This window comes from Mycoplasma parvum str. Indiana (assembly GCF_000477415.1).
Classification (GTDB): Bacteria; Bacillota_I; Bacilli_A; order Mycoplasmatales; family Mycoplasmoidaceae; genus Eperythrozoon_A; species Eperythrozoon_A parvum.
Genome location: NC_022575.1, coordinates 108,279 through 134,922, shown reverse-complemented (window position 1 = coordinate 134,922; position 26,644 = coordinate 108,279). Strand labels below are relative to the sequence as shown.

22 protein-coding genes are annotated in these 26,644 nt (G+C 26.9%); 1 reads left to right on the top strand and 21 read right to left on the bottom strand.

What is annotated here, in order from left to right; translation table 4 throughout:
• Positions 1-26 precede the first annotated feature (26 nt).
• From PRV_RS00720 to PRV_RS00705, 4 genes are read right to left on the bottom strand one after another with little or no spacing between them, the layout of a single operon-like run.
• Entirely contained in the window at positions 27-3,245 is a 3,219-nt protein-coding gene (locus PRV_RS00720; protein ID WP_158430848.1) for a type I restriction endonuclease subunit R, read from the bottom strand.
• 1 nt (position 3,246) lies between these two features.
• A complete protein-coding gene (locus PRV_RS00715) occupies positions 3,247-5,100 on the bottom strand; it encodes a class I SAM-dependent DNA methyltransferase (protein ID WP_022769121.1) in 1,854 nt (617 codons plus the stop codon).
• Positions 5,101-5,145: 45 nt separating this feature from the next.
• A complete protein-coding gene (locus PRV_RS00710) occupies positions 5,146-6,243 on the bottom strand; it encodes a Tim44 domain-containing protein (RefSeq protein WP_022769117.1) in 1,098 nt (365 codons plus the stop codon).
• 10 nt (positions 6,244-6,253) lie between these two features.
• Complete coding sequence (locus PRV_RS00705) at positions 6,254-6,490, bottom strand: hypothetical protein (protein ID WP_022769112.1); 237 nt, start codon at positions 6,488-6,490, stop codon at positions 6,254-6,256.
• A gap of 604 nt (positions 6,491-7,094) precedes the next feature.
• Here PRV_RS00705 and trpS point away from each other — a divergent pair.
• The gene (gene trpS, locus PRV_RS00700) at positions 7,095-8,132 is read left to right on the top strand and encodes a tryptophan--tRNA ligase (RefSeq protein WP_022769103.1); all 1,038 of its coding nucleotides are present in this window, start codon (positions 7,095-7,097) and stop codon (positions 8,130-8,132) included.
• A 575-nt stretch (positions 8,133-8,707) separates the two neighbouring features.
• Here the strand turns inward: trpS and PRV_RS00695 are convergent.
• The 17 genes from PRV_RS00695 to PRV_RS03100 all read right to left on the bottom strand — a co-directional run bounded on the left by PRV_RS00695 (position 8,708) and on the right by PRV_RS03100 (position 26,639).
• Positions 8,708-9,103, bottom strand: coding sequence for a hypothetical protein (locus PRV_RS00695; RefSeq protein WP_022769094.1), 396 nt, complete (start codon positions 9,101-9,103; stop codon positions 8,708-8,710).
• Positions 9,104-9,113: 10 nt separating this feature from the next.
• Positions 9,114-9,623: a hypothetical protein gene (locus PRV_RS00690; protein WP_022769090.1), complete on the bottom strand. Its 510-nt coding sequence runs from the start codon at positions 9,621-9,623 to the stop codon at positions 9,114-9,116.
• A 76-nt stretch (positions 9,624-9,699) separates the two neighbouring features.
• On the bottom strand, positions 9,700-11,181 hold the full coding sequence (locus tag PRV_RS00685) for an MIP family Ig-specific serine endopeptidase (protein ID WP_022769086.1): 1,482 nt from the start codon (positions 11,179-11,181) through the stop codon (positions 9,700-9,702).
• Positions 11,182-11,227: 46 nt separating this feature from the next.
• Entirely contained in the window at positions 11,228-11,911 is a 684-nt protein-coding gene (locus tag PRV_RS00680) for a hypothetical protein (RefSeq protein WP_144062289.1), read from the bottom strand.
• A gap of 2 nt (positions 11,912-11,913) precedes the next feature.
• On the bottom strand, positions 11,914-12,453 hold the full coding sequence (locus PRV_RS00675) for a hypothetical protein (protein ID WP_144062288.1): 540 nt from the start codon (positions 12,451-12,453) through the stop codon (positions 11,914-11,916).
• A 40-nt stretch (positions 12,454-12,493) separates the two neighbouring features.
• Positions 12,494-13,114, bottom strand: a complete 621-nt coding sequence (locus PRV_RS00670; RefSeq protein ID WP_022769076.1) for a hypothetical protein — start codon at positions 13,112-13,114, stop codon at positions 12,494-12,496.
• Positions 13,115-13,392: 278 nt separating this feature from the next.
• The gene (locus tag PRV_RS00665) at positions 13,393-13,887 is read right to left on the bottom strand and encodes a hypothetical protein (protein WP_022769074.1); all 495 of its coding nucleotides are present in this window, start codon (positions 13,885-13,887) and stop codon (positions 13,393-13,395) included.
• Between the two features lie 71 nt (positions 13,888-13,958).
• Positions 13,959-14,234 carry a hypothetical protein gene (locus PRV_RS00660; RefSeq protein ID WP_022769070.1) on the bottom strand — a complete coding sequence of 92 codons (276 nt, stop codon included), beginning with the start codon at positions 14,232-14,234 and terminating at the stop codon, positions 13,959-13,961.
• A 278-nt stretch (positions 14,235-14,512) separates the two neighbouring features.
• Positions 14,513-18,463 carry a type I restriction endonuclease subunit R gene (locus PRV_RS00655; protein ID WP_022769061.1) on the bottom strand — a complete coding sequence of 1,317 codons (3,951 nt, stop codon included), beginning with the start codon at positions 18,461-18,463 and terminating at the stop codon, positions 14,513-14,515.
• A gap of 76 nt (positions 18,464-18,539) precedes the next feature.
• Positions 18,540-19,010, bottom strand: a complete 471-nt coding sequence (locus PRV_RS00650) for a hypothetical protein (RefSeq protein ID WP_022769056.1) — start codon at positions 19,008-19,010, stop codon at positions 18,540-18,542.
• Between the two features lie 75 nt (positions 19,011-19,085).
• On the bottom strand, positions 19,086-19,442 hold the full coding sequence (locus PRV_RS00645) for a restriction endonuclease subunit S domain-containing protein (RefSeq protein WP_236608071.1): 357 nt from the start codon (positions 19,440-19,442) through the stop codon (positions 19,086-19,088).
• Entirely contained in the window at positions 19,442-20,266 is an 825-nt protein-coding gene (locus PRV_RS00640; RefSeq protein ID WP_022769050.1) for a restriction endonuclease subunit S, read from the bottom strand. Before PRV_RS00640 ends, PRV_RS00645 begins: the two co-directional genes overlap by 1 nt.
• Positions 20,267-20,334: 68 nt before the next feature.
• Positions 20,335-23,475 (bottom strand): type I restriction endonuclease subunit R, encoded by a 3,141-nt coding sequence (locus PRV_RS00635; RefSeq protein ID WP_022769045.1) that lies wholly within the window; start codon positions 23,473-23,475, stop codon positions 20,335-20,337.
• 41 nt (positions 23,476-23,516) lie between these two features.
• The gene (locus tag PRV_RS00630; RefSeq protein ID WP_022769041.1) at positions 23,517-24,017 is read right to left on the bottom strand and encodes a restriction endonuclease subunit S; all 501 of its coding nucleotides are present in this window, start codon (positions 24,015-24,017) and stop codon (positions 23,517-23,519) included.
• A 181-nt stretch (positions 24,018-24,198) separates the two neighbouring features.
• Positions 24,199-24,690, bottom strand: coding sequence for a restriction endonuclease subunit S (locus PRV_RS00625; protein WP_022769037.1), 492 nt, complete (start codon positions 24,688-24,690; stop codon positions 24,199-24,201).
• 106 nt (positions 24,691-24,796) lie between these two features.
• Entirely contained in the window at positions 24,797-26,164 is a 1,368-nt protein-coding gene (locus PRV_RS00620; protein WP_236608070.1) for an HsdM family class I SAM-dependent methyltransferase, read from the bottom strand.
• On the bottom strand, positions 26,052-26,639 hold the full coding sequence (locus tag PRV_RS03100; protein ID WP_022769029.1) for a type I restriction-modification system subunit M N-terminal domain-containing protein: 588 nt from the start codon (positions 26,637-26,639) through the stop codon (positions 26,052-26,054). The genes PRV_RS00620 and PRV_RS03100 overlap by 113 nt, the downstream gene beginning before the upstream one ends.
• Positions 26,640-26,644 lie beyond the last annotated feature (5 nt).

Genomic DNA, 26,644 nt, shown 5'->3' with positions numbered 1-26,644 from the left:
TCTTTGCTTTTTTTAATTAATTTGAATTAAAGTCCTTTTCTTTCGAAATGCTTAGATTTAAAAAATCATTTTTTATTAAAGCTTTCTTTTAAATAATTAAAAAAAGAATCCCTCAAAATATTTGTTTTTTCAGAATTTAATGCTATAGGAAATTCTGCAAAAATAATATTTTTTAAGATAGTTTTTATTTCAGAAGAAGTAACTTCTTTTTCGAAAGGATTATCAACTTCTTGTGAATAATCATTAAATTTTCTAAAAACTTTTTTAGAGAAAGTTTTAATTGATTCTGAATCTACTTCTTCCTTTTCGGAATTAGAAATTGTTTTCTTAGAAATATCAGAAAGAGTTAATTCTGATACATGCTCAAAACCTTCTTCTTTGTATCTATCATCTTCTTTTCATACTTGCTTACTTAACTCCAACATATCATTAAAAACTTTTTCTAATTCTGTCGGCTCTATTGATTGATTTCATTTTTCAATCAATTTGTTATATTCATTAAAAAAATTAATAAGTGTTGGATTTTTATCTAAAACTTCTTGAGTTTTTTTAAAAATTCTATTCTTTAAATCTTCAAAAATAGTTTCTTTTCTGTTGGATTTATAAATCACAAAAGAACTAACTTTTTTAATCTCAATATTACTCATATCTTTTAGTAAATTTTCTTCATTTTCGCCAACAATAAGATATTGCTTTAGTATTTGAAAAATATTTGCATCACAATTTCTACTTCCTTTAATTTCTTTTGTAGCATTCAGATGGTTATAAATTGCTCTAATTGCAGTAGATTTATCATAAATTTTTTCAGATAATTGACTTTTTACAACATATTTCAATTCATTGAAAAGCTTTAAACAATAAGCATTAAATTCACTTCTTATATGATCTTTTAATAGCTTTTCTTTAAATTCTCTTAACATTTCTCTTTTCAACTCTTTATTTTGTTCAATTAAGAGATTTTTTAAAGAAATTTCATATTTATTTAAAAATTGTTCAATTTTTAAAACTAACTCAGAAATCTCATCAATAATTTCTTCCGGTTTTTTAGTGGCTGATAATATTGAATTTCTAGAAACTCCTCATGTACTTAAAGCTTTCTTAAATGCTGCTAAGCAATTTAAATAGTCAATAATAAAAGCTCTATCTTTTCCTACATCTTTTCTATTTGGTCTTGCTATGGCTTGCATTAATGTATGTGCCTCTAAAGCTTTATCTAAGAACAAGAAAGTTAAACACTTAACATCAAAACCTGTAAGTCACATAGCACAAACAAAAACAATTCTTAATTTGTGCTTTTTATTTTTGAAATTATTTTCTATTTTTCTCAAGTCTGAATCACTTTTCTCTCCAGGAATTTCAATATCATCTCCATAACACTCATATATCTCCTCTTCTCTTAAATCTCCATTACTAAATACAACTTCCATTTCAGTTTCTTTCATTTTTTTAATTCTCATATTTAATTTCTCTTTCTCCTCATCAATGTAATGAATTAATGATTCTTCTAATTTTTGAATTTCTTTATCTCAATATTCTTTAACGAAATTTTTCATTAATATGCAAGCTCTTCTATTGAAACATACATATAAAGCTTTTCCTATAAAGGAAGAGCTTTCTTTTGAAGAGCTTTCTTTTGAAGAGCTTTCTTTTGAAGAGCTTTCTTTTGAAGAGCTTAGAATCGCTTCTTCTCAATCAAAAAATCTTTCTGAATAAAAAGAGACAAAATCTTTTGCATTATTTCTCAAACGATTCTCATTCATTCATAAATATTTATTAGATTTTCAATCTTTAGGTAATTCATTTTTTTCTCTAAATAAATAAAAATCCTCATTAATTTGTGGATTTTCAATATCTTTAACTTTGCAAGCTCTATTTAAAAAAATTAAATCAACTGTTATTCCATCATTTATAGCTTTTGTGAAATCATAAATAGAAATATAATCGCCAAAGTGTTTAGCTGTTATTTCTTCATGTTTGAAAAGAGGGGTAGCCGTAAAACCTATTCTTGAAGCTTTTGGTAAAAATCTATACATTGCGACAGACATTTTTCCATATTGAGATCTATGCGCTTCATCAACAATAATTACTATCTCTTTTTCGGTATTGATGGGAGTTGTAGAGTATTGTAAAAATTTATGAATCAAAGAAAATACATAAGAATGATTTTCTTTGATTTTTTCTTCTAATTCCTTTTTACTGTCAATTTTGCAATTTAAATTGGCTCCTAAAACACCAAAAGATAAAAAAGTGTCATAAATTTGGTTTTCCAATTCTTTTCTATCTAAAAGAATTATGAAAAGTGGAGATAAACCTTCACATTTTCTTTTGATCTTTTCTGCCAAAAATAACATTGAAAGACTCTTTCCACTTCCTTGAGTATGTCAAAAAGTACCTATTAAACCATCATTGTTTTTTCTATTTTTATAATTTTCAAAAGCTTTATTAACACCTAAAAATTGGTGATTTCTCGCAATAACCTTGTAAATTGTTTCATTTGATTTGGAAAACAAAATGAAATTTTCAAATAAATCTAAGAAATTCTGTTTATTGCATGCTCCTCTCAAAAAAATGGAAATATCAGTATTTCCAATATCTTCTTCTTTCAATCTATTTCAATCATTAAAAAACTCATACTCACTCCCAACAGCGCCAACTTTTGTTTCTCTTCCATTAGAAAATACACAAAAAGCGTTATAAGCAAATAATTGAGGTATTTGCTTTAAATATTTTTTGTAATTCTTTGTATATCCTTCTTCAACAGAAATATAGTGAGCTTTAAATTCCACAAATAATAGTGGAATTCCATTTACAAAACCAACAAGATCTGTTCTGCAAGAATATTCAGTATTTCCTGCATTTTTAATTCCTAATTGATCAACAACAGTAAAAGAATTATTTTCTGGATATTTAAAATCAACAACTTTTGCTCGTCTTGTGGAATTTATTCCCTTATCCTTGACGGTTACATCTATTCCATCTCTTATTAAGTAATATTTTTCCTTGTTAAGAGATAAGGAGAAATCTTGATCAGTGCCTCTTTCGAGGCGCTGAATAGCTTCTTTTATTTGTTCTTCATTAATTCAAGAATTTAATTTTTTTAGAGAATTTCTAAGCTCTTCATAGGATAAAACAGACTTTTCACTCTTTCTGCAAATTTCATTAGCTTTTTTTCAGTTTCAACCTAATTTTTCTAATTCCTGTAAAGCCGAAATCTCAGTTAATTCTTTCTCATTAAACTGAGACAAATTATTTTCTTCATAAAGAGACATTCCTTTGAATTCGATCCATTAATTCACTAGATTCTTTTTCTAAAGAGGCTAATTCTTTGTGAATTTCATCCATTCTCTTCATAAAACTTTCATCATCTTCCATTTCCTCTTCTTCAGAGCCGACGTAAATTCCAGGCACTAAAGAATAATTATTCTCTCTAACTTCTTTAATATCTACAGCCCTGCAAATTCCCGAAATATCTTTATATTCTCCATTTCCAAATTTGGAATAAATTCAGTTGTACTCTTTGGAAATTGAGATTGCCTCATCAAGACTTTCTTGTCTTTCATTTCATTCTTGCTTTACTTTATTTCTATCTTTTTTTGGAGCATTAGAAATAGCTATTTCACTATCTTTAAATAATTCTTCTCTTTTCATTTCAAGAGAAGATAAATAATTTTTATTATTGTTTTCCAATGAAAATTCTTTAGAATATTCTTCCAAAACAACTTCATATTCTTTTAATAATTCTTGATATTTATTTATTTGACCTCTGTAAAGTTGAACAATTGCTATTAAATTTTTAGATTGTCATTCACTTCAAGTATTTTGTGAAGTACTTTCAGAAGTGTAATAGTGTGAAGCATCAATAAATAATATTTTTTCTGCCTGTTCTTTAGATTTTTGTTTATTCAAAAATCATAAAGAACAACCCCCTTTAAAGCCACTTTGAAAAAATTTAGGAGCAACATTCATTATTAAATCGATATGTTTAGTTTCAACTAATTCCTCTCTAATTTTTTTATCAATAGTTCCCCCTAAAGAAATAGAAGGCATAACAAAGCCAGCTTTGCCAGTTTCATTTAAATAAGAATAAAAATAAGAAATCCAAAGGAAATTGGCGCTTTTTATTGCTTCTTTACTTATTTCGGGAAGTCCAAAAGGTAATCTACCAGCTTTACTAGCTTTTTCAGCAATTACTCCATCAACATTAAAAGGTGGATTTGAAAGAACATAATCACATTTTCCATCTAATTTAAAAGGATCGCAATAATAAGTATTGGCTTCATTTCCATAAGCTATTTGACTATTCATTAGTTGTCTAATAAGAATGTTCATTAAACATAACCTAGCATTATTACTAATTTTTTCATGACCATAAAAGGTTATTAATTTATTGCAATCTAATTTATGTTTATCCATATATTGTTTAATTCTGACGAACATACCTCCACTTCCGCAAGCTGGATCTAATACTTTTCCTTTTGTAGGCTCCAAAATATTAACTATCATATTCACTAAAGATTCAGGAGTAAAAAATACTCCCTCATTATTTTTGAAGCCTAAAGAAAACTTACCTAGGAAATATTCATAAATTTCCCCTAATTTATCTACTTCTGTAGGAATTTCTTCATTCTCAAAGGTTTTTAATAATCCTCTAAGAATATCATCAGTTAATTTATGATATTCTCTAAGAGGCACTTTATCTAACTTACTAGTCTCCTTTTCAATAATTGCCATCGCATTATCTAAAATTTCTCCCAAACTATTCATTTCCTCTCCATCTTTATTCTTAAGCTCTTCAGAGCTAATATTTTTATCAGATATTGCTAAAATTCATTTTCACTGAGCTTCCTTTGGAAGCATAATTGCCCCTTTACTTTTGAAATCATCTTTATCTGGGGGCAAAACAACTCCATTTCTAACTGGTCTATTTTTCATAATTTCTTGCTCAGCTTTTTCAAAGCTGATGTACATATATTTAAGGAATATTAAACCTAAAACAGGCAAATAATATTCATTTGCCTGTAAATTTAAATTAGCTCTAAAATTATCACAAATTTTTCAGAGTTTTTGTTCCAAATTCTTCTGTTCTTGTACTTTTTTCATTAAATTATTTGAATTTTGACCACAAATATTAATTTAAGAATGTCTTTAATTTAATTTCTCCCAAATTAATCCTCCCTCAGGACAAACAAATCCTCACTTACCCATATGACACAACTTAGCTGCTTTACTATTTAGTTCTTTTGTTGATTTATCAATAAGTCTTCTCATTAATTCCCTCTCAATTATTACTCTTAAATCAACTCAATTGAATCACATGCTTTTTAAGGCATCACCTAGAGCCATATCAAAATTGCTAGTTAATTGACTATTCAATTTTTCTTCAAACCAACCAGCTCCGCCCTTTTTTCTTATATCAGGATTTCAAGAAATTCCCACTCCACCACCCCCATTTAAGAGGCATTTCTGACCACATTTTTCTAATTCCTTTCGCAATTCAACATTTTCAGCATTGGTCTCAGTGACATATCGAGCTGAATGTTGAAATTCACTTTCTAAGTTCTTTTTATTTAAACTGTTTTTACTTCATCTTCCTTCCCTTAATACTGACTTAATACTTTCCAATAATTTATTCTTCATACTTTCTTGTATTTTTGCATAATTTTCTGTTTTTCCTAATTTTTTCTCCTTAAATTTAAGGCTAACACCTTCAATAATATAACTAGCAGACTCTTCTAATAGAGAATTTATCTCAACATTAATATCAAAACCCATTTTTATTTCTTTTGAATTGGAACTTCTTTGTTTTTCTTGAACACTTATTGATTCCATTTTCTTTTTCAATACTTCCAATTTTCTCTCATTAACGACAGATTTAAATCAATTACCACAACCAAATATAATATTGGCTGCGTCTTTCATAATATCATTCAACTCACCAGATGCTTGTTTTATCACTTTTCTCTTGGGATCAAGTCCCCAATTTTTCATTCAACTCCCTACAAAATCTCCACTAATGCAAGGAAGCCAAATTTCAACCTTAGGCTTCCCTACTTTATTTTCCACTTCCACTCCTGCAATTGTCGTTAACTTTTTTTCTCCACTAAATTCTTTATCTTTTATTTGTTCTGCATTTACCTTTATTTTTTCATCTCCAATATAAATTCCATCAACTCTTGGCAAAAGTATACTGAGATTAGCGCCGACTGGAATTCCAAGAACTGTTATAATTCACTTTCAACTCATCTTTAAAATCTTATTTAGTTAACTTGACTTTTCCTCTCGCATTCGCCTCATTTGGTTTTATTTCAACTATCATAGCTGCTATATTATCCCATCCCCCATTTTCATCAGCATCAAAATCAAGTCAAGTTACCTTGCCTCACCCTGACAATAGATATATCCTTAAGCCAAATTCAACACTGCTTGATTTTCCCCCTTCTAATTCTTTATCTCTTAGCGAAAATGCAGTAGAAGCTTTAGTGACAGTCAAATCTTCTAATTAAACTCATTCTCTTAATTTTTTAAATTAATCCTACTTTTTTAAACCCTAAAGGACTTTAAATTCCTTTTAATTTTTTTAATTTAATTTTTATATCTTTTTTGGCGCACATTTTCTAATTTTTTATATTCTTTTTAATAGAGATTTTTTTCAAATATTATTCGATTTTTTCTAATTAATCTAGTTTTAATTGGTTTTACTTTTTTAAAAATCAATTGTTTTCTTTCTGGGAGAAGATGAAAATACCTTTACAAAATTATTTTTTAATTTAGAAAATAAATTCTCTAAGGTTTTTAGAAAATATATTAAAAAATCTTTGTAATTCATTTTCTTGCGATACCTTCATCATTCAAACAAAAATCATAACAAGAAACACACAGAACATACATATAAAGTTATTCTTGTACCATCTGTTAATTGAGGCCATTTTAAATTAAATAAATAATTTGCCTAATTTTTTGAAAAATAAAAATAGACTTTAAAAACTAAAGTCTATTTTTATTTCTATTAAATATTTATAAATTTATTAAATTTTCCATTTTTTATTTTTAAAGCGAGTCTAATTTTAGATAAAAAAATAGGGAAATAACTATATATGGAGGAAAAAAAGAAGCCTGTTTTGATTTGTGGAATTCAACCTACTTCTTGTTTGACTATAGGAAACTATATAGGTTCATTACTGCCTTTAATAAAAAATCAAGAAAAATATGAATCCATCTTATTAATAGCAGATCTTCATGCTTATACTATTCCCTTATCTCTTCAAAAAATTTCTTTTAAGGAGATAAGGGAAAGAAGTTTAGAGTTAGTTAAATGAGCTATCGCTTTAGGTGTAAATCCAAAGTACACAAAAATTGTTCTTCAGTCAGATTTAAAAGCTGAACATTTAGAGTTATTTTATTTTTTATTGACTCATTCCAGATTGGGAGAGCTTAAATTAATGACTCAATATAAATTTTTAATGAACAAATTTAAAGAAGCCAATGGAACTGAGCCAGCACTTTTTGGGGTTCTAGTATATCCTGTATTGATGGCTGCAGATATTCTTCTTTATGATGCAGAATATCTTTCTGTTGGGGAAGATCAAATTCAACATTTAGAACTTTGTTCTGAATTAAAAGAAAGAATAAATAGACTTTATTCTTTTAAGATATTTCCCAATAAACTTAAAGCTTTGGATATTAATTCCAATTATTTAAAAATAATGGATCTTGTAGATCCATTGAAAAAAATGTCTAAAAGTACTGAAAATAAAAATGGAATTATTTTTATTTCTGATTCTCCAGAAGAAATAAAAAGAAAAGTAATGCAAGCTAAGACAGATTCTTTTAATTTGATCAAGCTGGATAAAAATGATCAAGCTGGAATATACAATCTCTTAAATATTTATGCTTCTCTAAATGATTTATCTATAGATAAAGCTTTTGAAGAGCTTAAAGAACTAAATTACAAAAGCTTAAAAGAAATTATTGCAAAAGTAATAATTGATTTTCTTGCTGATAAACAAGAAAAATACAAAGAAATAAGTGACAATCTTTCTGAAATAAATAAATTACTAGAAGAAAATGCAAATATTCTTAGAGAAAAAGCTAAAGCTAAATTGGAATTTATTTACTCTAAATTAGTAAATTAATTTAAAGAAAAACCAAAAAAGAGGCATTAATGCCTCTTTTTAATCCAAAACTATTGCAAATTTAATTAAGATTTTTCTTTTAAAATCTGAATTTTTCTTTGTTTAAGTTGAAATATTTTGTATTTTCTGTTTTCTCTGGTCTCCTCTTCTATTTTTTCTAACTTATCGCAAAATTTTTTTATTTTTGAGATAAAAATATTTAAAATTTTTCCAAGTTTAATTTTTATATCTTTATTTTTTCTTAAAAAATTTAAATTTTTTAACTTGTTTATTCTCTTTAGGTTCTAAATCTTTTTTAATTTGATAGTTCAAAATTTTTTTAAAAAAATAAAAAAATATTATTTTATCCAAAATCAAAAATTTTTAGAAAAACAAAAAGAAATTACAAAAGTGTAATTCCTTATCTCAAATTTTCTTTTATAAATTTTTAACATTAAATTTCACTTTCACAGTTAACAAAGAATAAGAATTATATAAATAATTTGGGTGCCTTTTAGCAGCAAAAAAGAGTAAAAAAATAAATTCTTTTTTTCTCCTCCAGTCCCTAATGAATTTTTATTAATGAAGTTGTGATTCTACTCTTCTAATAAATCAAGATCACAATTTATTTTGGCTTCGCCATTTTCACTAACAAAATCGCAACCATTACCATTCAAATCTTCTAATCCTTTATTTTTCTCTCAAAATTTATTGCTTTTATAATCTTTATTCTTCAATTCCATCCCTAAAACTTCATCTATTGATTCATTATTTCCTTTATAATACAATTCTCACAAAATATCTTTTTCTTTAGGAGTATTCTCTCCACCATCATTAACTTTTATAACTTGTCTGGAATTCCTTTCTTGTTGATAATTATTTACTACTTCTTTATTTTTATTGCTTGATAAATACTTAGAAGCGACATAAGCTCCACCTCCAAGAGAAAAACCGGTAAAAATAATTCCCAAAATAGGAGTTATATGAGGCATTATAGATTATCTATAAAAAATCACAATCTATATCAACTAAGTTATCTCCTTGCCCTATAGGTCTACATTGAGGCTCTTTTAATCCTTTTTCAAAGAAATAACTACTTCCATATTCTTTTTTTATTAAACCAGACTCTTGGGCTTTATCAATTCATGTTCTATCACCAGTCATTCACATACCATCTACTTTGCTATTATCATTTACAATTTTTCTCATTCAATCTGTAGAATTACAACTTATTATTCCTATTTTTTGCTTTTTTTCTTCACTTTCTATAGCACCTAAACACTCTTTTTTATTATTGTTTTTTCCTTTATAAACTGATTGTCAAATTAATTTTTTTCCAGCATGATCTAATTCTTCTTTTACTTCTTCATTTATTTCAGGAGAATATAAATTCTTTGAGTTTGAATTTGAATTCAAACCATTTTCAGAAAGATACATAGAAGCTACATATCCTCCGCCACCAACCAAAGATACACTTGCAAACAAAATCCCAAATAAAGATATATTAGTCATTTTTAAACTTTTTCTTTTTTAAGTCTATTCAAAAAATTTTGCATTGTTCCTGCTTTCATTATCATTAATTATTTTTTTAAAAAGAACTATTAAATTGTTCAGATTGTTTTTCCCTCAAGAATGTCTTTTTACCTTCATAATATTTATCCAACTGGCTTTTATATGAAGAAGTTTGCCCTCCAGAATCTTTAATACCTCTAATTAAATCAAATTTAGGGGTTTTTCTATCTTTAGACAAATCTAAACTATGAGACCGAATAGGTTGAACTCCTCCCAAGTCTTCCTCCCAAGTTCAAGCAAGAGAATAAAGACCTAATAAGTTTTCGTTTTCATCTACTACCATAGCTCCTGATCCTCCAGCACCAATATTTATTCGATCTATTCAATAATAAAAACCTGTTATATCTTGTTTTTTTGTTTTTCCCCAAGACATACTAAAAGGAGAATCCTCTATACCTCTAAGAGCTCTTTTCCCTTCATCTCGTCTTTGTAAGTCGAAATGAAGTGTTTTTTGACTTAAAGTAGCGGCTTTATGTTTAAATTCATTAACTTTATGATTAAACGTCATAAAATCTCCCCTAAGCTTCGGAAATCCCCCAACATAGTAAGCGGTGTTGTAAGTTTTTTCCTTAAAAAAATTTTCTTCACTCTCTGTAATTCCATTATGAAAAAGATTTATAGGTTTTTTATTTCCTATCCCGTATTTCCCGTGAAAGTCATCTGTAGCCATCTTAGCATCATATTGGTCATTAAAAACTACTTCCAAAACTATAAAGTCATGAAAATAATCATCAGAACTAACTGAACTTTTAATGACTGAATCTCCTAAGTGATTTCTCGCTGAATAAAACAATTTTGTTGATTTAACATTCACTCCTTCAAGTTTTTTATTTTGATTTTCATCAACTGTTTCTTTAAATACTCCTAGTTGAAATGAATTTGGAGAAGCTTTTACTAGAGTACAACTTTGGGGAAGAACTTGACCAAAATTATCTTCTTTAGTATCAGAAAAATTAAATCTTTCAAATACATGTGCATTAGTTGCAATAAATCACTTTGTAGGATATGTTCCATCTTCTGGTCATTCATAATCTAATATTCAACCAGTTCCAGCAGCGCAAGAACAACGATGTTTTAAAGCTACTGTATAATCTCTTATCTTTTGTTCAATTTGCTCACTTTTAGTAGAATCTCAATTCTTTCGTTCAAAGTTATGTGGTTGTCAAAACTCTCTATAAGCTTTATTTTTTTCTACTTCTTCTGCTGGAAATTTTTCATATAACAAATTCTCATTTTGGTAAGGATAATCAAAAATTCTATCCTTTTGGACTAAAGAATAACTTTCAGTTTCTACTTTATTATCGCCCCCGCCTCCTAATACTTGTTGTAAAAATTCTTGCTCCTCTTTCGTTCTAGTTTCAAATGTTTTTGCATTTGCATCTTCTTTATTTTTAAAGTAGTCATTTATACCATTATTTTTTAGTAAAAAATACTTAGCTAAAGGATAACAACCACTCACTCCGCATAAAGACAAAACAACTTTAACTAAATTACCCAAATTATTTATTTATTGAATTAAATGAATATTATACATTATTAAAAAATTAACTACTACATTTTATCTTTAAATTTCCATTATCCCTACTTACCATACAATTTCCCTTACCTTCTAATGATGAAAGACCTTTACTAGTATCTCATTTTTCTTTTAATTTAAATTCTTCAAGATCATATCTACTGCTTTCTCATTCTTCAAGTAATTTCTCAATATCCTTTTCACCCCCTTCAATTCACCATACATCTACATTTATATGATCATTCAGTACTTTTTGCGATCATATAGAAGTACAGTCATCGATTGGCGGATTACTTCTATCACTTCATGATAAACATTCTTGTTTTTTTCCCACTTTCAAAACATATTTTCATATAATCTCCGAATTCGAAGAAATATTATCTACATTAAGTTCTTTTTCTTTACTTAATGCTCCAGTAAATTCAATCTTTACAGAATTATTGTCTAAACTATTTACACTTATATGAGAATTTCCCTTGCCCTCAATATCTTGTTCTCTTTTATTAGCAAAATTTTCATTCTTTTGTAAATCTACGTTTGAAGGTAGAAGAAAAACAGAAGATGAATTAGCAGTAGAAGTTTCTCCAGCAACTACTAATTTATGCAATTTTTTATCTTCTAATTTCTCTTTTAACTTCATACCTCCAATTGTTAGCGCACCCGCGCCACCAGTAATCATAGATAAAAGTGTAAATTTTGAAAGAACTGACATAATTATTTACACTTTACTAACAATTTATCACTATCTGCTATCTCTTCTCCCGAACACAAAAGACCTTCCCTAATAATTCATCTTCCACTCGCACTATCTTCTCCTACACCCTCTCCCTGCAAATTTAATTCATTTAAAGCTTCATTTAGCATATCTCTTTTAACTTCCAATCAAACTTCTCTTTTATTTGAAGTATTATTACCTATATTTTTAGCCCAACTATTACATCCCCCTTTTATTTCTCTAGACTCTTCTCCCTGCTTAATTTTCCTATCACATATCTTTACTCCTTTTTCAATTGAAACTAGACTCCAAAGTACTTCATATTCTCCACTGATATGATTTTCTTCTGCATAATTAACATTTTCATCTTCATTATGCTCATTTCCTTTAATTTTTCCTAAAGAATTTACTAGCTTTAAATTTTGAAATTTAGTATTCTGACCATTTAATCAATATTTAAGTCCAAAACCTCCACCAACGGAAACTCCGATGGCAGAAGCAGCTAAACCAGAAATTAAAACTACCTTAGAAAACAACAAATTCATCTTCTAATGCTTATAATCAAAAATTTTGAACTAACTACTTATTATTTTTAATAGTACTAGGTAAACACTGTACCTGTATTCTATTATCCTGTTGACTATCTATTTGTTTTTGACAGATATAAATTTTTTCTCCCTTAGATGTTTCTCAGGAAGACTCTCCTATTGACCTATTATTAGAATCTTCCTGATTAGAACTACTTAATTTATTAATTTCATCTAGTCCTTCATTTCCTAAAAATTCCCTCATCTTATCTTCATTAGATCGCAATCATATACCTTCTTTTCCACTTTGATCCTTAATTCAACTGAAATAAGAACAAATTTGTTCTCCTTCCTCTTGAATAGGTTCTTCCTCATTATTCTTCTTGACTATTTTGGTACATATTCTCTTATTTTCACCACTTATCTCCAATTTTTCTAATACTATTTCTTCATTTTCATGCTTCGCAGTTTTAAATGGATTTTGTTCTTTTGTAGAATTTAAGTCTAAGGTTGCGGCTGTTGATAAAAAAGGAGAAGAAATACTAATATTAGTTCTTCCTAATTCCTCTATAGAAGTTTTGGGGGATTTAGAGACTAAGAAAGCTGTTGTTGCGGCGGAAATGATTGTTCCTGCAGTCAAAGTTCCAAATATTAATTTTGTGCGTAATAACATGATTTAGTTTTGCTATCTATTAATAATTTCTAAAAAACTCTGTACTGTAGTATTTCTATTCAATATTATCCGCTTTTTACTTATGGCCATCCAAGAATTTTAAACCCCTTTTAGATTTTTTGTTGTATAAGTTTTAGATTTAACTAGCTAATTTTCCTTCAGTAATAAGAATTACCTAAAAACTTTTACCATAAATAATTAAGTTAAGAGCCCTTTTTTGGGGCTTTAACTTAATTAAATAATCAATTTAAAAATATTTATTACTTCTATCAAAAACATTATTTATGGCAATATCATTCAACAAAATTTTTACCATTATTATTAACCACAATTGTTCTACACTCTTTAATCAAATCTTTATTTTTATTATTTTGAACTTTACTACTTCATAAATAGCTAATAAAATCGAAAGTTCAAACATCAGAAGCTCAATCATAAAAACCATTTTGTTTTATTTTTGCGATATCTCCTGACACCTTAACCCATAAAGAAGGTTTTGTATTGTAAATTTTTCCTTCAGGACAAACATCTTGCTGTCCTAATTGTTTTATATTACCTTTATCATCGCCAGACCCACAAATCTTATTTCCATTACTGTCATTAAGAACATACACTATCTTTTTAGAACTTAAATCAGCTTGTTTTTGCTCAGCATTACTTTCTGAAGATTCTTGACTAGCTAACGCTACAGAAGAATCTTCAACTTTTAAATAAACTCCATAAGAAGTTACAGCCAAAATTGCCCCTCCCACAGCCACTTGAAATGATTTCATTAAAGCAAGTTTACACTAATTGTTTTTTTAATTTTAAAGAAATTTCATTTAACAAGTCTTTTTTTAAAGTTCTATCTAATATTTTTAGATTCTGAGTTTTTGTAAAAATCATGATAGCTATTCAATATATGATGAATTTCTTTTATATTTGTGATTTTTTCATATATTAGAGGAGAAAATTCTCCCCTAATAATATATCTAATTTCATTGAATAAATCTCTACAGTAATGATTGAATCTACTTTTAGCTCCGATCTTATTAAGTATTTTTTCTTTTATTTCAAATAACAATTCCTTTCTAATCTTTGAATATTTTTCTTCAACTAATTCTTTTAAAGAAATATTCAAAGTTTCAAGATATTTTTCAATCTCATTAACTATTTCGTCAATTTTATTAATAATCTAATCTACAGATTTAGTATCAAATACAGATTGCTAACTCTTTTTCTAAAAAATTAATTGCAAAATTCCCAAAATATTCTTTTTTGGAAAAATTTAGTTGTTGTCTCATTTTTTAAAAAAGAGAAATTATTTGTAAATTAGAAAATATTTTTAATTATTTTTTAAACCTTTTTTAAAGAAAATAAATCTTTATGAATTAATTTTTTTATACACTCTTTCAAGAATTAAAAACATTTCACATATTTCCTGTGAAATTTCCTCCCCAAAATATTTTTTTCTTCAAAAGCGCTAAATAAACTCTCATAACATTTATTGAATTTTTCTCTAGAAGCGATTAATTTTTCTTTAACTTCTTCATTTAATTCTTCTTTTTCTTTCCTAAATATACCTCCTTTTTTAACAAAACAATCTTCTCAATAAATCCTTTTGTCATATAAAAAGCTTTTCATATTTATTACAGCGAGATCAAAAGATTCTAATAATGATTTTTTATTATTGTCTGAAAATACTGTTTGATCAGAATTTGAGATAAATTGTTTTTTATTTTCAAAATTTTTATATATTTCATCATCTTGTAATTTCTTTTTTTCTAAAGAATTTTCTTTACTATTATTATTTCAATTAACCTTTGAAGTTAATAAAGAATCATAACTAAGATTTATTAAATTTTCTAACACATTATTTTCAGACCAACCCATAGGAGAATTTTCTAATTGGTTATCAATTGTTTTTAAATGTTCAAGAATTTTTTGTCTTTCAAAATATGGCATTGAATCTTCACTTTGTTTAATAATTTTTTTCAATTCTTCAGCCATAGTTTTCTTGTCTGTTTTAATTAATTTTTCAGCAAATTCTCAAGATTCTTTTTGGCCTGCCCCCACTAAATATTTCTCCAATATTTTCTTTAAAGTAAATTTCACATCAGCGCGAAGATAATCATAATTTGATGTACTACTTCTATCTTTCAATTCTTTATAAATTTTTTGCATTCAATTAAATTTTTCATAATTTAAATTCCCAGAATTTTTTTCTACATTTTTAATCATTTTTTCTAAAAATTCAAAATAATTAATAAATTTTTGATCAATACTTTGGCTAATTAATGAATCTCTAACATTGATTAATCTAATCAATTGAGTTCTTTTAAATCCTTTAATTAATTCCGATAATGAAATATTATTTCCCGAAAGAAAATCTTCAATACTTTCTATAAAATCATTAATTTTGTTAAAAGTTGTTTTTCCAGAATTCTCTTTATTTTTTAATTCACCTTTTTCTTTTATTTCTTCCTCTTCGTAACTTTCGCTTTGCTTTATATAATCACTTTGCCGCTCCCTTTCGTCAATTTCTTTAGAAAGTTGGGTGTAATCGCTGAGAATTTCTTTTAACTCCTCCGGAAACATGTAATCATTTAACTTAGAAATTAAATCATTACATCTTTCGATGAAACTAACATCTCTAGGATCATTTGGATTTAATAAATCTTTTTTCTTTTTAGAACTGTTACATAAGTTTTCTCTAATATCCACTTCATCAGAATTTTGAATTATTTTTTGTAAATCGCTAATTTCTAGAGAAAAATGATGTTTATTATTTTTAAAATCAATATATTTTTCTAAAATTTTTTGCATTTCTGCTCTATCTTTTGAATTAGGTTGCTGTTTTTTATTGCCATCTCCATCTTTGATATTTATTACTTTACAGATTTTCTTAATCGCCAATAATTGATCAAGAATATTTGGTGGCAAATCGTTTTCAAAAATTCCTGAAATTTCATTTTCTATTTTTATATAAATTTCGTTGTATAAATCTTCAAGATTCGCATTTCATATTTTTTTCTTAACATCCTCCTCCATTCATTTTTTCTTTTTGTAATTTTTTTCTTCAATATATTCTTTAAGAGAAAATGAGATTGATTTTAGCAAATTGTCAATTTTTTCAATTTCATTCCCTACCTTTTCAAATATTTTTCCTTTACTTTGAAGCATGCCATTTAATATACTCTCTGAATTATCTTCTTTAATTTCTTGTTGTTCGGCATCACCTCCATATTTCCTTAAAGAATTTTTAAGTTCTTGTATACAGCCTATGTAGTCAATAATAAATCCCTTTGCTTTTCCCTTATCAACTCTGTTGGGTCTAGCAATAGCTTGCATTAGTGTATGATTCCTCAAAACTTTATCTATAAATAAAAAAGTTAAAGGTTTGACATCAAAACCTGTGAGTCACATTGCACAAACAAAAACTATTCTGAAAGGATCTTTCCTGTCCTTAAATTGATCCTCAACTGCTTTTTCATCTTCTTTTTCGGGAACATTAATTTCATCTCCATAAATTTCTTTTAATGCCCTTTCATTTATATTTCAGTCACTAATTACAACTTTCATTTTTGTACTTTTCATTCAATCAATCCTCTTATCTAGTCTTACTTGCTCTCTTGGCTTAGCATTTTCGCGATCTTTTTCTAATTGACTTATTTTTTCTAGTCAATATTGGTTGGCAAAATTATGCATTAATATACAAGTTTCTCTATCTTCACAAATATACATACCTTTTCTTATAACTGGAATATCTCCAGATTCTCCTCATCAAATAAATCTTTCTGAAAAATAATCCACAAAATCTTTAGCATTATTTCTAAGTCTTTTTCCTAAAGACCTTAAATTCTTTTCACTATTTACTCCTGCAGGGATTTTTTCTCCAAAAGTTTTAGAAATTTCTAAATTGAAATATGGATTATTAATATTTTTAATTTGACAACCTCTTTCTTCAAATACAAGAGGTAAAGTAACTCCATCTTCTTGAGCTTTATTGAAATCATATTTGGAGACATAGTCTCCAAAATATCTAGCAGTTTTTTCATCATCTTCGAGTAGCGGGGTTCCAGTGAATCCTATTCTTGAAGATTTAGGAAAAGATTTATACATAAGTGTAGCCATATCTCCATATTGAGTTCTGTGGGCCTCATCAGCAACAATCACAACTTCTCTATCCCCAGTATCAATTTCCGCATTAGCTTGCTTTCTATTAAATTTGTGTACCAAAGCAAATACATAATGTTCAGCACTTTTAATTGATTCCAACTCTCTTTTTTCTTGAATTATTAAATCTTCCTCTACTAAAGCTTCGCAAGATTTAAAAGTTTTATAAATTTGTCTTTCTAATTCTTTTCTATCTGTGAGAATTACAAAAATAGGATTTTTACTATACTTATCTTTTCTTATTATTTTTTGAGTAAAAAATAATATAGAGAAGCTTTTTCCACTGCCTTGTGTATGTCAAAAAGTTCCCACTTTTCCATTTTTTTCTCATCTTTGTAAAAAACTCTCAAAAGCTAAATTTACTCCTAAAAATTGATGATTTCTCGCGATAATTTTTACTAATTTTTTCTTAACTTTTTCATCTTCATCTTCTTCACTCTTTACCGTTTGAAAGACAGTAAAATTTTCGAACAAATCTAAAAAATTTTTCTTCTCGCAAATTCCTTTTAATAGAATTTCTATATTTCTGTTTGCTTTTTCTTTTTCTGACAACCTATGTCAATGATTGAAAAATTCAAATCTATTTCCAACTGCGCCCATTTTAGCTTCTTTTCCGTTTGTAATGACGACAAAAGAATTAAATAAAAATAATTGAGGAGTTTTTTCAAAAAATATTTTTTTATAATTTTCTAAATAAATTTCTTTTAAAGTTTTTTCTTCTCCCCCGAGGGAGAAGAATATTAAAGGTAAGCCATTTACAAAACAAACAAGATCTGGTCTGTATTTTTCATAAATATCATTTGTTGAAAAAATTTCAAAATCAGGAATAACTGTAAATAAATTATTTTCTGGATTATCAAAATCAATTATTTTTATTTTTTTCCTTTCTCCACTTAAAGAACTTTCCAATCCATCTTTTAATAACTTATATTTTTTCTTGTGCTCTTTTAAGCTGAAATTTTTTAAATCAATAAATTCTTCTAATTCTTTAACGATGTTTTGCTCTTCTTGAATAAAACCATTAATTTTTTGAAGAGCGAGCGTTAGCTCGTCTATCAAAATAGGACTTATAGATTTTTTCTGATTAATGTCATTAAAATTTCTTTTTTTCCATCCAAGCTCTTCTAAAGTTTCAATAGATTTATCTTTAATTAATTCTTTTTTCAATAAAGTGTTTTTGTCAAGATTAAACATTTAGTTTTTAGATAAAAAAATTATTAAACAATTATTTTTGATTTTTTCCCTTTTAGGGAAAAATATTTTTTAAATCTTAAAAATGTTCCGGATAAAGCTTATTTATCTTGTCAACTGTTTTTTCTAAGTGATGTTCTTTTTGTCACTTTTCAATAAATTTATTGAATAAAATTTTGGAATTTTCATTAGAAAAGAAAAGAGATTTATTTAAGTATTCTTGATAAAGATCAAAAACTAAGATAAGTTTGTTTTCTTCTTCTAACTTTTGTATTTTTAAATCTTTAAATTTCTCTATAATTTCAATATTCTCGGCAAATAATGGATGTTCCCAAAAATCACTATTTCTATAATCTTCCCCATCAAATTTATCAAAATGGACTATTAATCTTTCAATTTTTTTTCCTTTTTCACCTTCTTCAAAATCACTAACTAGAAAAAAATAATCTCTTTCTTCTTCATCTATTTTGCATTTAAAAATGTGGCCCTCTGAAGGTATACATTTAAGAAAAAAATCAATATATTTTACTTGATTATCAATAGAACCCATCCTCTAAATTTTAAAAAAAATTTTTAATTTTAATATTTTTTAATATTGTTTTTTCTAAAAAAAATTTAAATTGTTTTAATTTATTGTTATTTTTTGATTAAAAATCATTTTGTGTAAATCTTTTTTCATTCTTTCAAGCTTTTCAATTCCTTTATTTAAGTTTTCTATTTTTATCTGAATATCTTCACAAATACTGTTGAATTTTTCTAGTAATTCTTTATTTGGAATAATAATTGAAGTTGGTTTAAATTCGAATTCTTTTAAGACTTTCACTCCTGGACAATTTTTATGAAGTTCAAAAATTATTAAATTTATAGCTTCCAATAAAAAATAGATTTGATCTTGAATTTTAGGGGAAATAAGAAAACAACAATCGCTAACTTCAAATTTTCCTCTGAAAATTCTAGCTACAAATTTACCTGTTCTTGTCACTATAATTGCAAACATGTTATAAGAATATTTATTGATTCTTTCTGGACTATTTTTTGAAGAGGTAAAAAATGGATATCTTCCTTCCTTAATAGAATTCTTAGCTGAAACTTCTCCTCTTTTAATTGAGACAATATCACTCAATTTTTCAATATTTCAGCCCCCCCCACAGTAATTAAGTCATCAAGACTTAATCCATTATTATTTGGAAATCTTAAATTAACAAATCACTCTTTAAAAATAGAAGTTCTAATATTTTGAAACACTTCTATTTGTTGCTCACTATTTTCTATTAGCTCATCATAAGCTGAAAGAATATCACCAATTTTTTGCTGAATAATGAAGGAAGGAATTAAAATCTTGGTTTTTAATAATTTATTTAAATATAGTCCTGGTTGAGCTGTAACCGCATTCGATAGAGAAATTATTTTTTTCTTAAAGCTAGGTAAATCAAAATAATATTTAATGAATTTACAATCTGAAACTTTATTAAAAGAATTAAATCCATGAACTGCATTTGTTAAGCAAGAATTATTTCTTAATAAAGCTGAATCCCCGCATCCCGATCCATATTGATTAATACAAACAGTATTTTTTAAAAATAATTTTCCTATTTTTAAGCCAAAAAAATTATAGAATCTATTGCAATTTCTAATAAATAATATACTTTTACTAATTTCTTCACAACCAATTAAAGGAATTGTGCCCCCTTCAAATAAAATTTTTGTTTTTTCACTTAATTTTGGGGCCGGTTTACCTGTCTTTAAATTACCTAACTCATCTAAAGTTACCAATTTTCATTCATTATCGTCAAATTTTTCCGTCATAAATTAAATTAATTTAAAAATTTTTCTCCCTTTTGGGGAGAAAAAATAGAATCATTTAACTTAATTATTTATTTTTCAGAAATTCACTCTGCAAAAAATATTTTTTTTAAATATTCATAAAGTTCATCTCTTATTTTTTGAATATCTTCCCAATTTAAAGTAATAGGAAATTTTTGAAAAATAATTTTTTTAATTCTATATTTAATTTCTGATATTGTTGTATCTTTGTTAAAAGGTTCAAAAGTGTTTTTTAAATAATGTTTCATAATGGTTAGAAACTCCACACTGAAAATCTTTAATTTTTGAAGATCTCCATTATATTTAGTTTTGCAAATATCGTAAATAACTAATTCCTGAACATTTAAAAATCCTTCTCTTTTAAAACGAATAGTTTCCTCTTCCACTCTTTTTCCTAAATTAACTAAATCTTCAAAAATTTGTTCTTGTTGATCGATATCTTCATTTCATTTTTCAATCATTTCGTTATATTCTTTAAAAAAATTTATAGTTGTTGGATTATCTTCTCAATTCTTTTGAATTTTTATATATAAATCATTTTTGAGATCTTCAAAAGTGATTTGTTTTATCTTCTTTGAATTTGTTACTAATTTACTTACTTCTTTTATATCTTGTTCATTTATTACCTTAAGTAAATTCTCTCGATTTATATCGGACCTTATATATTTTCTAAGTAATCTAGTTAATGTAGATTGTCATGTATCTTTTTTATTCTCATTACCAGCATTTAAAGTTCTGTGAATAGCTCTAATAGCATCAGCTTTTTCATAAATATCTAGTAATAAATCAGTTTTAACTACATATTTGAGCTCATGAAATAATTTTTCACATTTTTCATTAATTTTTTCTCTAGTTCAATCAAATAATAGTTTTTCTTTGATTTCCCTCAACATTATTCTTTTTTTCTCAGGAGAACTACTAATAAGAAGAGCTAAGGAAACATATTTGCTTTGCAAAAACATTTCTATATTAAGAACTAACTCTTTAATATCCTTTATCATTTCTGAAGCATCCTTTATTTCGAAAAAACTTTTTCCATGCACTGAGCCTCAATGTTTTAGAGCATCTCTTAGTGCAGGCAAACAATTCAAATAATCTAGAATAAAACCTCTATCTTTTTCTATATCTACTCTATTTGGGCGAGCAATTGCTTGCATTAAAGTATGTGCTTTAAGTGGTTTATCTAGCACAAGAAAAGATAAACATGGAACATCAAAGCCTGTCATTCACATAGCACATACAAAAACAATTTTTAAATTGCCATCTGGATCTCCATTTCTATTTTTAAATCTTTTTGATGCTTCTCTTTCACTAATATTTTTTGAAATTTCTATATCAGTGTCATATTCATATATTTGTTCTTCATCTAATTTTCCTTCACTAAATACTATTTCCATTTCAGTTTTCTCCATCTCAATAATTTTTTTTTCAATTGATTGCATTTCTTCATCTTTTTCCTCTGAATTAGAGCCAGAAGAAAGAGATTGTTTTAATTTTTTTAATCTCTCTATTTCTTCTTTTCAATATTCTTGTACATAATTTTTCATTAATACGCATGCAACCTTATTTAGACAAACATACATTACTTTTCCCATAAACATTCTTTCTGCTCCAGAATAATAAGATACAAAATCTTTAGCATTATTTTTTAATCTATCTTCTCTCATTCATAATTGTTTTTTGTGGTTTCAATCTGAAGGTAATTTTGAATCCCCAAATTCTCTATAAAACTCTGCATTAATTTCTGGATTTACAATATTCTTTATTTTGCAAGCCCTATTTTCAAATAATAGAGGTACTGTTACCCCATCTTCTATAGCTTTAAGAAAATCATAAGTGGAAATATATCCCCCAAAATATCTTGCAGTTATTTCTTCTCTTGAAAGGAGAGGAGTGCCTGTAAATCCTATTCTTGATGCTTTAGGAAGAAATTTATACATAGAAACTGACATGCTACCATATTGTGTTCTATGTGCTTCGTCAACAATAATTATTATTTCTCTATCTTCTTCAATAGGTGTTAAAGAAGCATTATGAAATTTGTGAATTAAAGAGAAAACATAGCTGTGTTTTGCTTTTAATTTTTCTCTTAAATCTTCTTTGCTCTCAACTTTGCAATCTCGATTAGAATCTAAAACTCCAATTTGCGAAAATGTTTCATAAATTTGACTTTCTAAATCTTTTCTATCGCAAAGAATTATGAAAATAGGATTACCTCCGCATTTTCTCTTAATTTTTTCTGCAAAAAATAACATGGATAAGCTTTTGCCGCTTCCCTGTGTATGCCAAAAAGTACCCAATTTACCTTCTTTCTCTTTTCTTTTTTCATAACTTTGGAAAGCTAAATTAACTCCTAAAAATTGATGATTTCTCGCAACTATTTTTATTAACCCTTTTTCAGTTTTTTTAAAAATTATGAAATTTTGAAATAAGTCCAAAAAATTCTTTTTGTCACATACTCCCCTCAAAAAAATGGAAATATCAGTATTTCCTTCATCTTCTTCTTTCAATCTTTTTCAATTACTGAAATAATCTCAATTACTTCCAACAGCGCCAATCTTAGTTTTATCTCCATTAGAAAAAACTAAAAAAGCATTGAATGCAAATATTTGTGGTATTTTTTCTAAATAATCTTGATAATTTTCGTCATAACCTTCTTTTGGATCGATGTGATTAGCTTTAAATTCTATAAATAGAAGGGGGATTCCATTTATAAATCCCAATACATCTGGAATCCCAATATCTTCAGAATAATAACCTTTAATTTTTAATTGCGATACAGCAGTGAATGTATTATTTTCTGGATTATTGAAATCAATAAGATTAATTTTTTTCTTCTTATTATTTCCAATTTCTTTTAAACTTACATCAACTCCATCTCTTATTAAGTAGTATTTATCTCTATTAATTCTGATATCAAAATTACTAAAAATATCTTTTTCAAGAATTGAAATAACTTCTCTAGTATGTTCATCATTAATTCAAGGATTTAATCTTTTTAAAGAATCGCAGAGAATTTCAGATAAAATCGGTGTTTTATTATTCCATCTGTAAGCTTTATTATTTCTATTATCTTTAATAACAGTTCAATTTAGCTCTTCTTCAAGTAATCTGAGAGCATCTTTTTCAATTAATTCTCCTTCAGAATATTGAGATTTACCTATATTTTTTATTTGTTGTGATTGACTCATTTAATTAATGTCTTTATTTGAAAAAGACATAATAAAAATTTTTAATTAACTCTTATTTTTTGACTAAATAATTTATTAAGTAAATGTTTCTTAACATTTTCAGAACTTTCAACCCTTTTATTTAAATTTTCAATTTTGAGCTGAATATCTTCACAAATATTGTTAAATTTGTCTAAAATCGTATCATCAGGAATCGGAAAATTTAGGTTTAACAGTCTTTGTATCCGGAGAGTTTTTAATATTCCTGAATCTTCTTTATGCAAAATTTGAAGTTTTATTTTTAATTGCTCGAATAAAAAATAGAATAAATTTTTATTTTTGACTTGCAAAACAAAGCAATGATCGCTAGCTTCAAATTTTCCTCTGTATAGAAAAGATAAAAAATGTCCAGTTATTGTTATCAATATGGCATTAGTGTCATAAGAATATTTATTGATTCTTTCTGGACTATTTTTAGAAGCAGTAAAAAATGGATATCTTCCTTCCTTAATAGAATTCTTAGCTGAAACTTCTCCTCTTTTAATTGAGACAATATCACTCAATTTTTCAACATTTCAGCCCCCCCCACAGTAATTAAGTCATCAAGACTTAATCCATTATTATTTGGAAATCTTAAATTAACAAATCACTCTTTAAAAATAGAAGTTCTAATATTTTGAAACACTTCTATTTATTGCTCACTATTTTCTATGAGCTCATCATAAGCTGAAAGAATATCTCCAATTAATCCTTGAACCCTGGGGGGGGCGCAGGAAATTTGATTAAAAATAATTGATAAGTAGGTAAGGCCTTTCTAATGGTGGTTGTAGCGGAATAAGATGCAAATTTTTCTTTTTGAGAATCTAAGCAATACTTAATAAATTTAGGATTAGAAATATTCTTATATGGAGTAAAACCAAAAACACTAGTGGATAAAAAAGAATCATTTTTTAATAATGCTGCATCTCCTGGTGAGTTCCCTAACATAGAAATACAAACTGTATTTTTTGAAAATAATTTGTTATTCATTAAGGAAAGTTTGTTTAAAAAATAATATCTATTACACTTCAAAATATGCAATCTACTTTGACCAACTTCTTTAACTCCAACGAAAGAAATAGATTCTTTATGTAACTTAGGATGAAATTCATATTTTCTGGAATATGGCTTTCCAGATGATATTTTTCCTAACTTATCTAAAGTTGTTAATTTCCACTCATTTTTAGGGAGTGACACAATTAAATTTCTCTTCTCTTTTAAAGAATTTTTAGTTTTTTTCTCCCCTAGGGGAGAAAAGGAAAACTAATTAATTTTGTAAAAGATTTGTTAGTCTCTCCCTATATTAACTGCTTTTCATTCATAAAGATTTATTTTTTCTAATTCGACTCATTAATTCTGTAGCTTCTTTTTCTAGTTCATCTAATTCTTGATGCATGTTTTCCATCCTTTTAAAGAAAGTTTCTTGATCTTCTAGTTCTTCTTCTTCAAGACCTACATAAACGCCAGGAACTAGTGAATAATCATTTTCTCTAATTTCTTCAATTTCAGCTACTTTACAAAAACCAGGAATATCTTTATATTCTCCCTCGCCAAATTTGGAATAAATTCAATTAAATTCTTTTGCAATAGTAATTGCATTATCAAAATCATTATGTTTTTCCTCTCACTCTTGCTTTAATTTCATTTTTTCTTTTCTATTAATAGTACTTGAAAGTTCAAATTCACTATCTTTTATTAGTTGTTCTTTTTTATCTTTGAAAGCTTTCAAATAATTATCTTGTTCAACTAATATTGAAAATTTATTTGCATAATTTTTCAATTGTTCTCTATACTCATTTATCAATTCTTTATATCTTTCTATTTGTCCTCTATACAACCAAACAATAGAAATTAAATTTTTAGATTGTCATTCATTTCAAGTATTATGTCCTGCATCTACAGGAACAAAATAATTTGAAGAATCTATAAATAATACTTTATTTTCATATTCTTTTGGTTTCTTCTTATTGAAAAATCATAAACAACAGTCTCCCTTAAATTTGTTCTTAAAAAATTTAGGAGCAACATTAATTAATAAATCTATATGTTTTGTTTCTACTACTTTACTTCTTATTTCCTTATCTACAGTACCACTCATAGTAATGGATGGCATTACAAATCCAGCTTTACCAGTGTCATTTAAATAAGAATAGAAATAAGAAATTCATAGGAAGTTAGCATTTTTTATTTCTAATTTGCTGACTTGGGGAGTTCCAAAGGGTAATCTTCCGGCATCTTCAGCAGCCTTAGCATTAACTCTAGCAATATTAAAGGGAGGATTAGCTAAAACATAATCACATTTACCATTCAATCCTCAGTAATCGCCATAATAAGTATTAGCATCATCTCCCCCAGCTATCTTCCCGCTACCTAAGTGATGAATAAAAATATTCATTAAACATAATCTAGCATTATGATCTACTTTTTCGTGACCCCAAAATGTTATATTTTCATTGCAATTTAAGTTATGTTTATCCATATATTGTTTAATTGCAATGAACATACCACCACTTCCACAGGCTGGATCTAAAACCGTTCCTTTTGCGGGCTCTAAGATGTTAACAATCATATTTACTAGTGAGGGAGGGGTGAAAAAGATACCTTCTTCACCCTTCACATAAGAAGCAAATTGTTCAAGAAAATATTCATAAATTCTCCCCCAATCTGTCATCCTCTCAGGTGATATCTTCATGATCAAAAATTTCTAATAATCCTTTAAGTAATTTATCGGGCATTCGATTATATTCCCTGTAGAGAATCCTACTTAATTTTTGAGTTTTAGACTCTATTAGCATCATAGAATTATCTAAAACCTCTCCTAAGCTATTTAAGGGCTGACCATTTATGTCTTTTAATTCCTTAGAAGAAATATCTTCAGGTAGAGAAAGAATTCAACTATATTGTGCTTCTTGGGGGAGCATAATTACTCCTAATCTTTTATAATCATCTTCCTCCTCGGGAAGCACTATTCCTTCTCTTTCTAAACACTCTTGATTAATTTTTTGCTTGGCTTTTTTGAATCTTGTATCCATATATTTAAGGAATATAATTCCCAAAACAGGCATACAAAATTCACTTTCTTTAAGGCTAGAATTAGCTCTTAAATTGTCACAAGCTTTTCATAATCTTTGCTCTAAAGTTGACATACCTC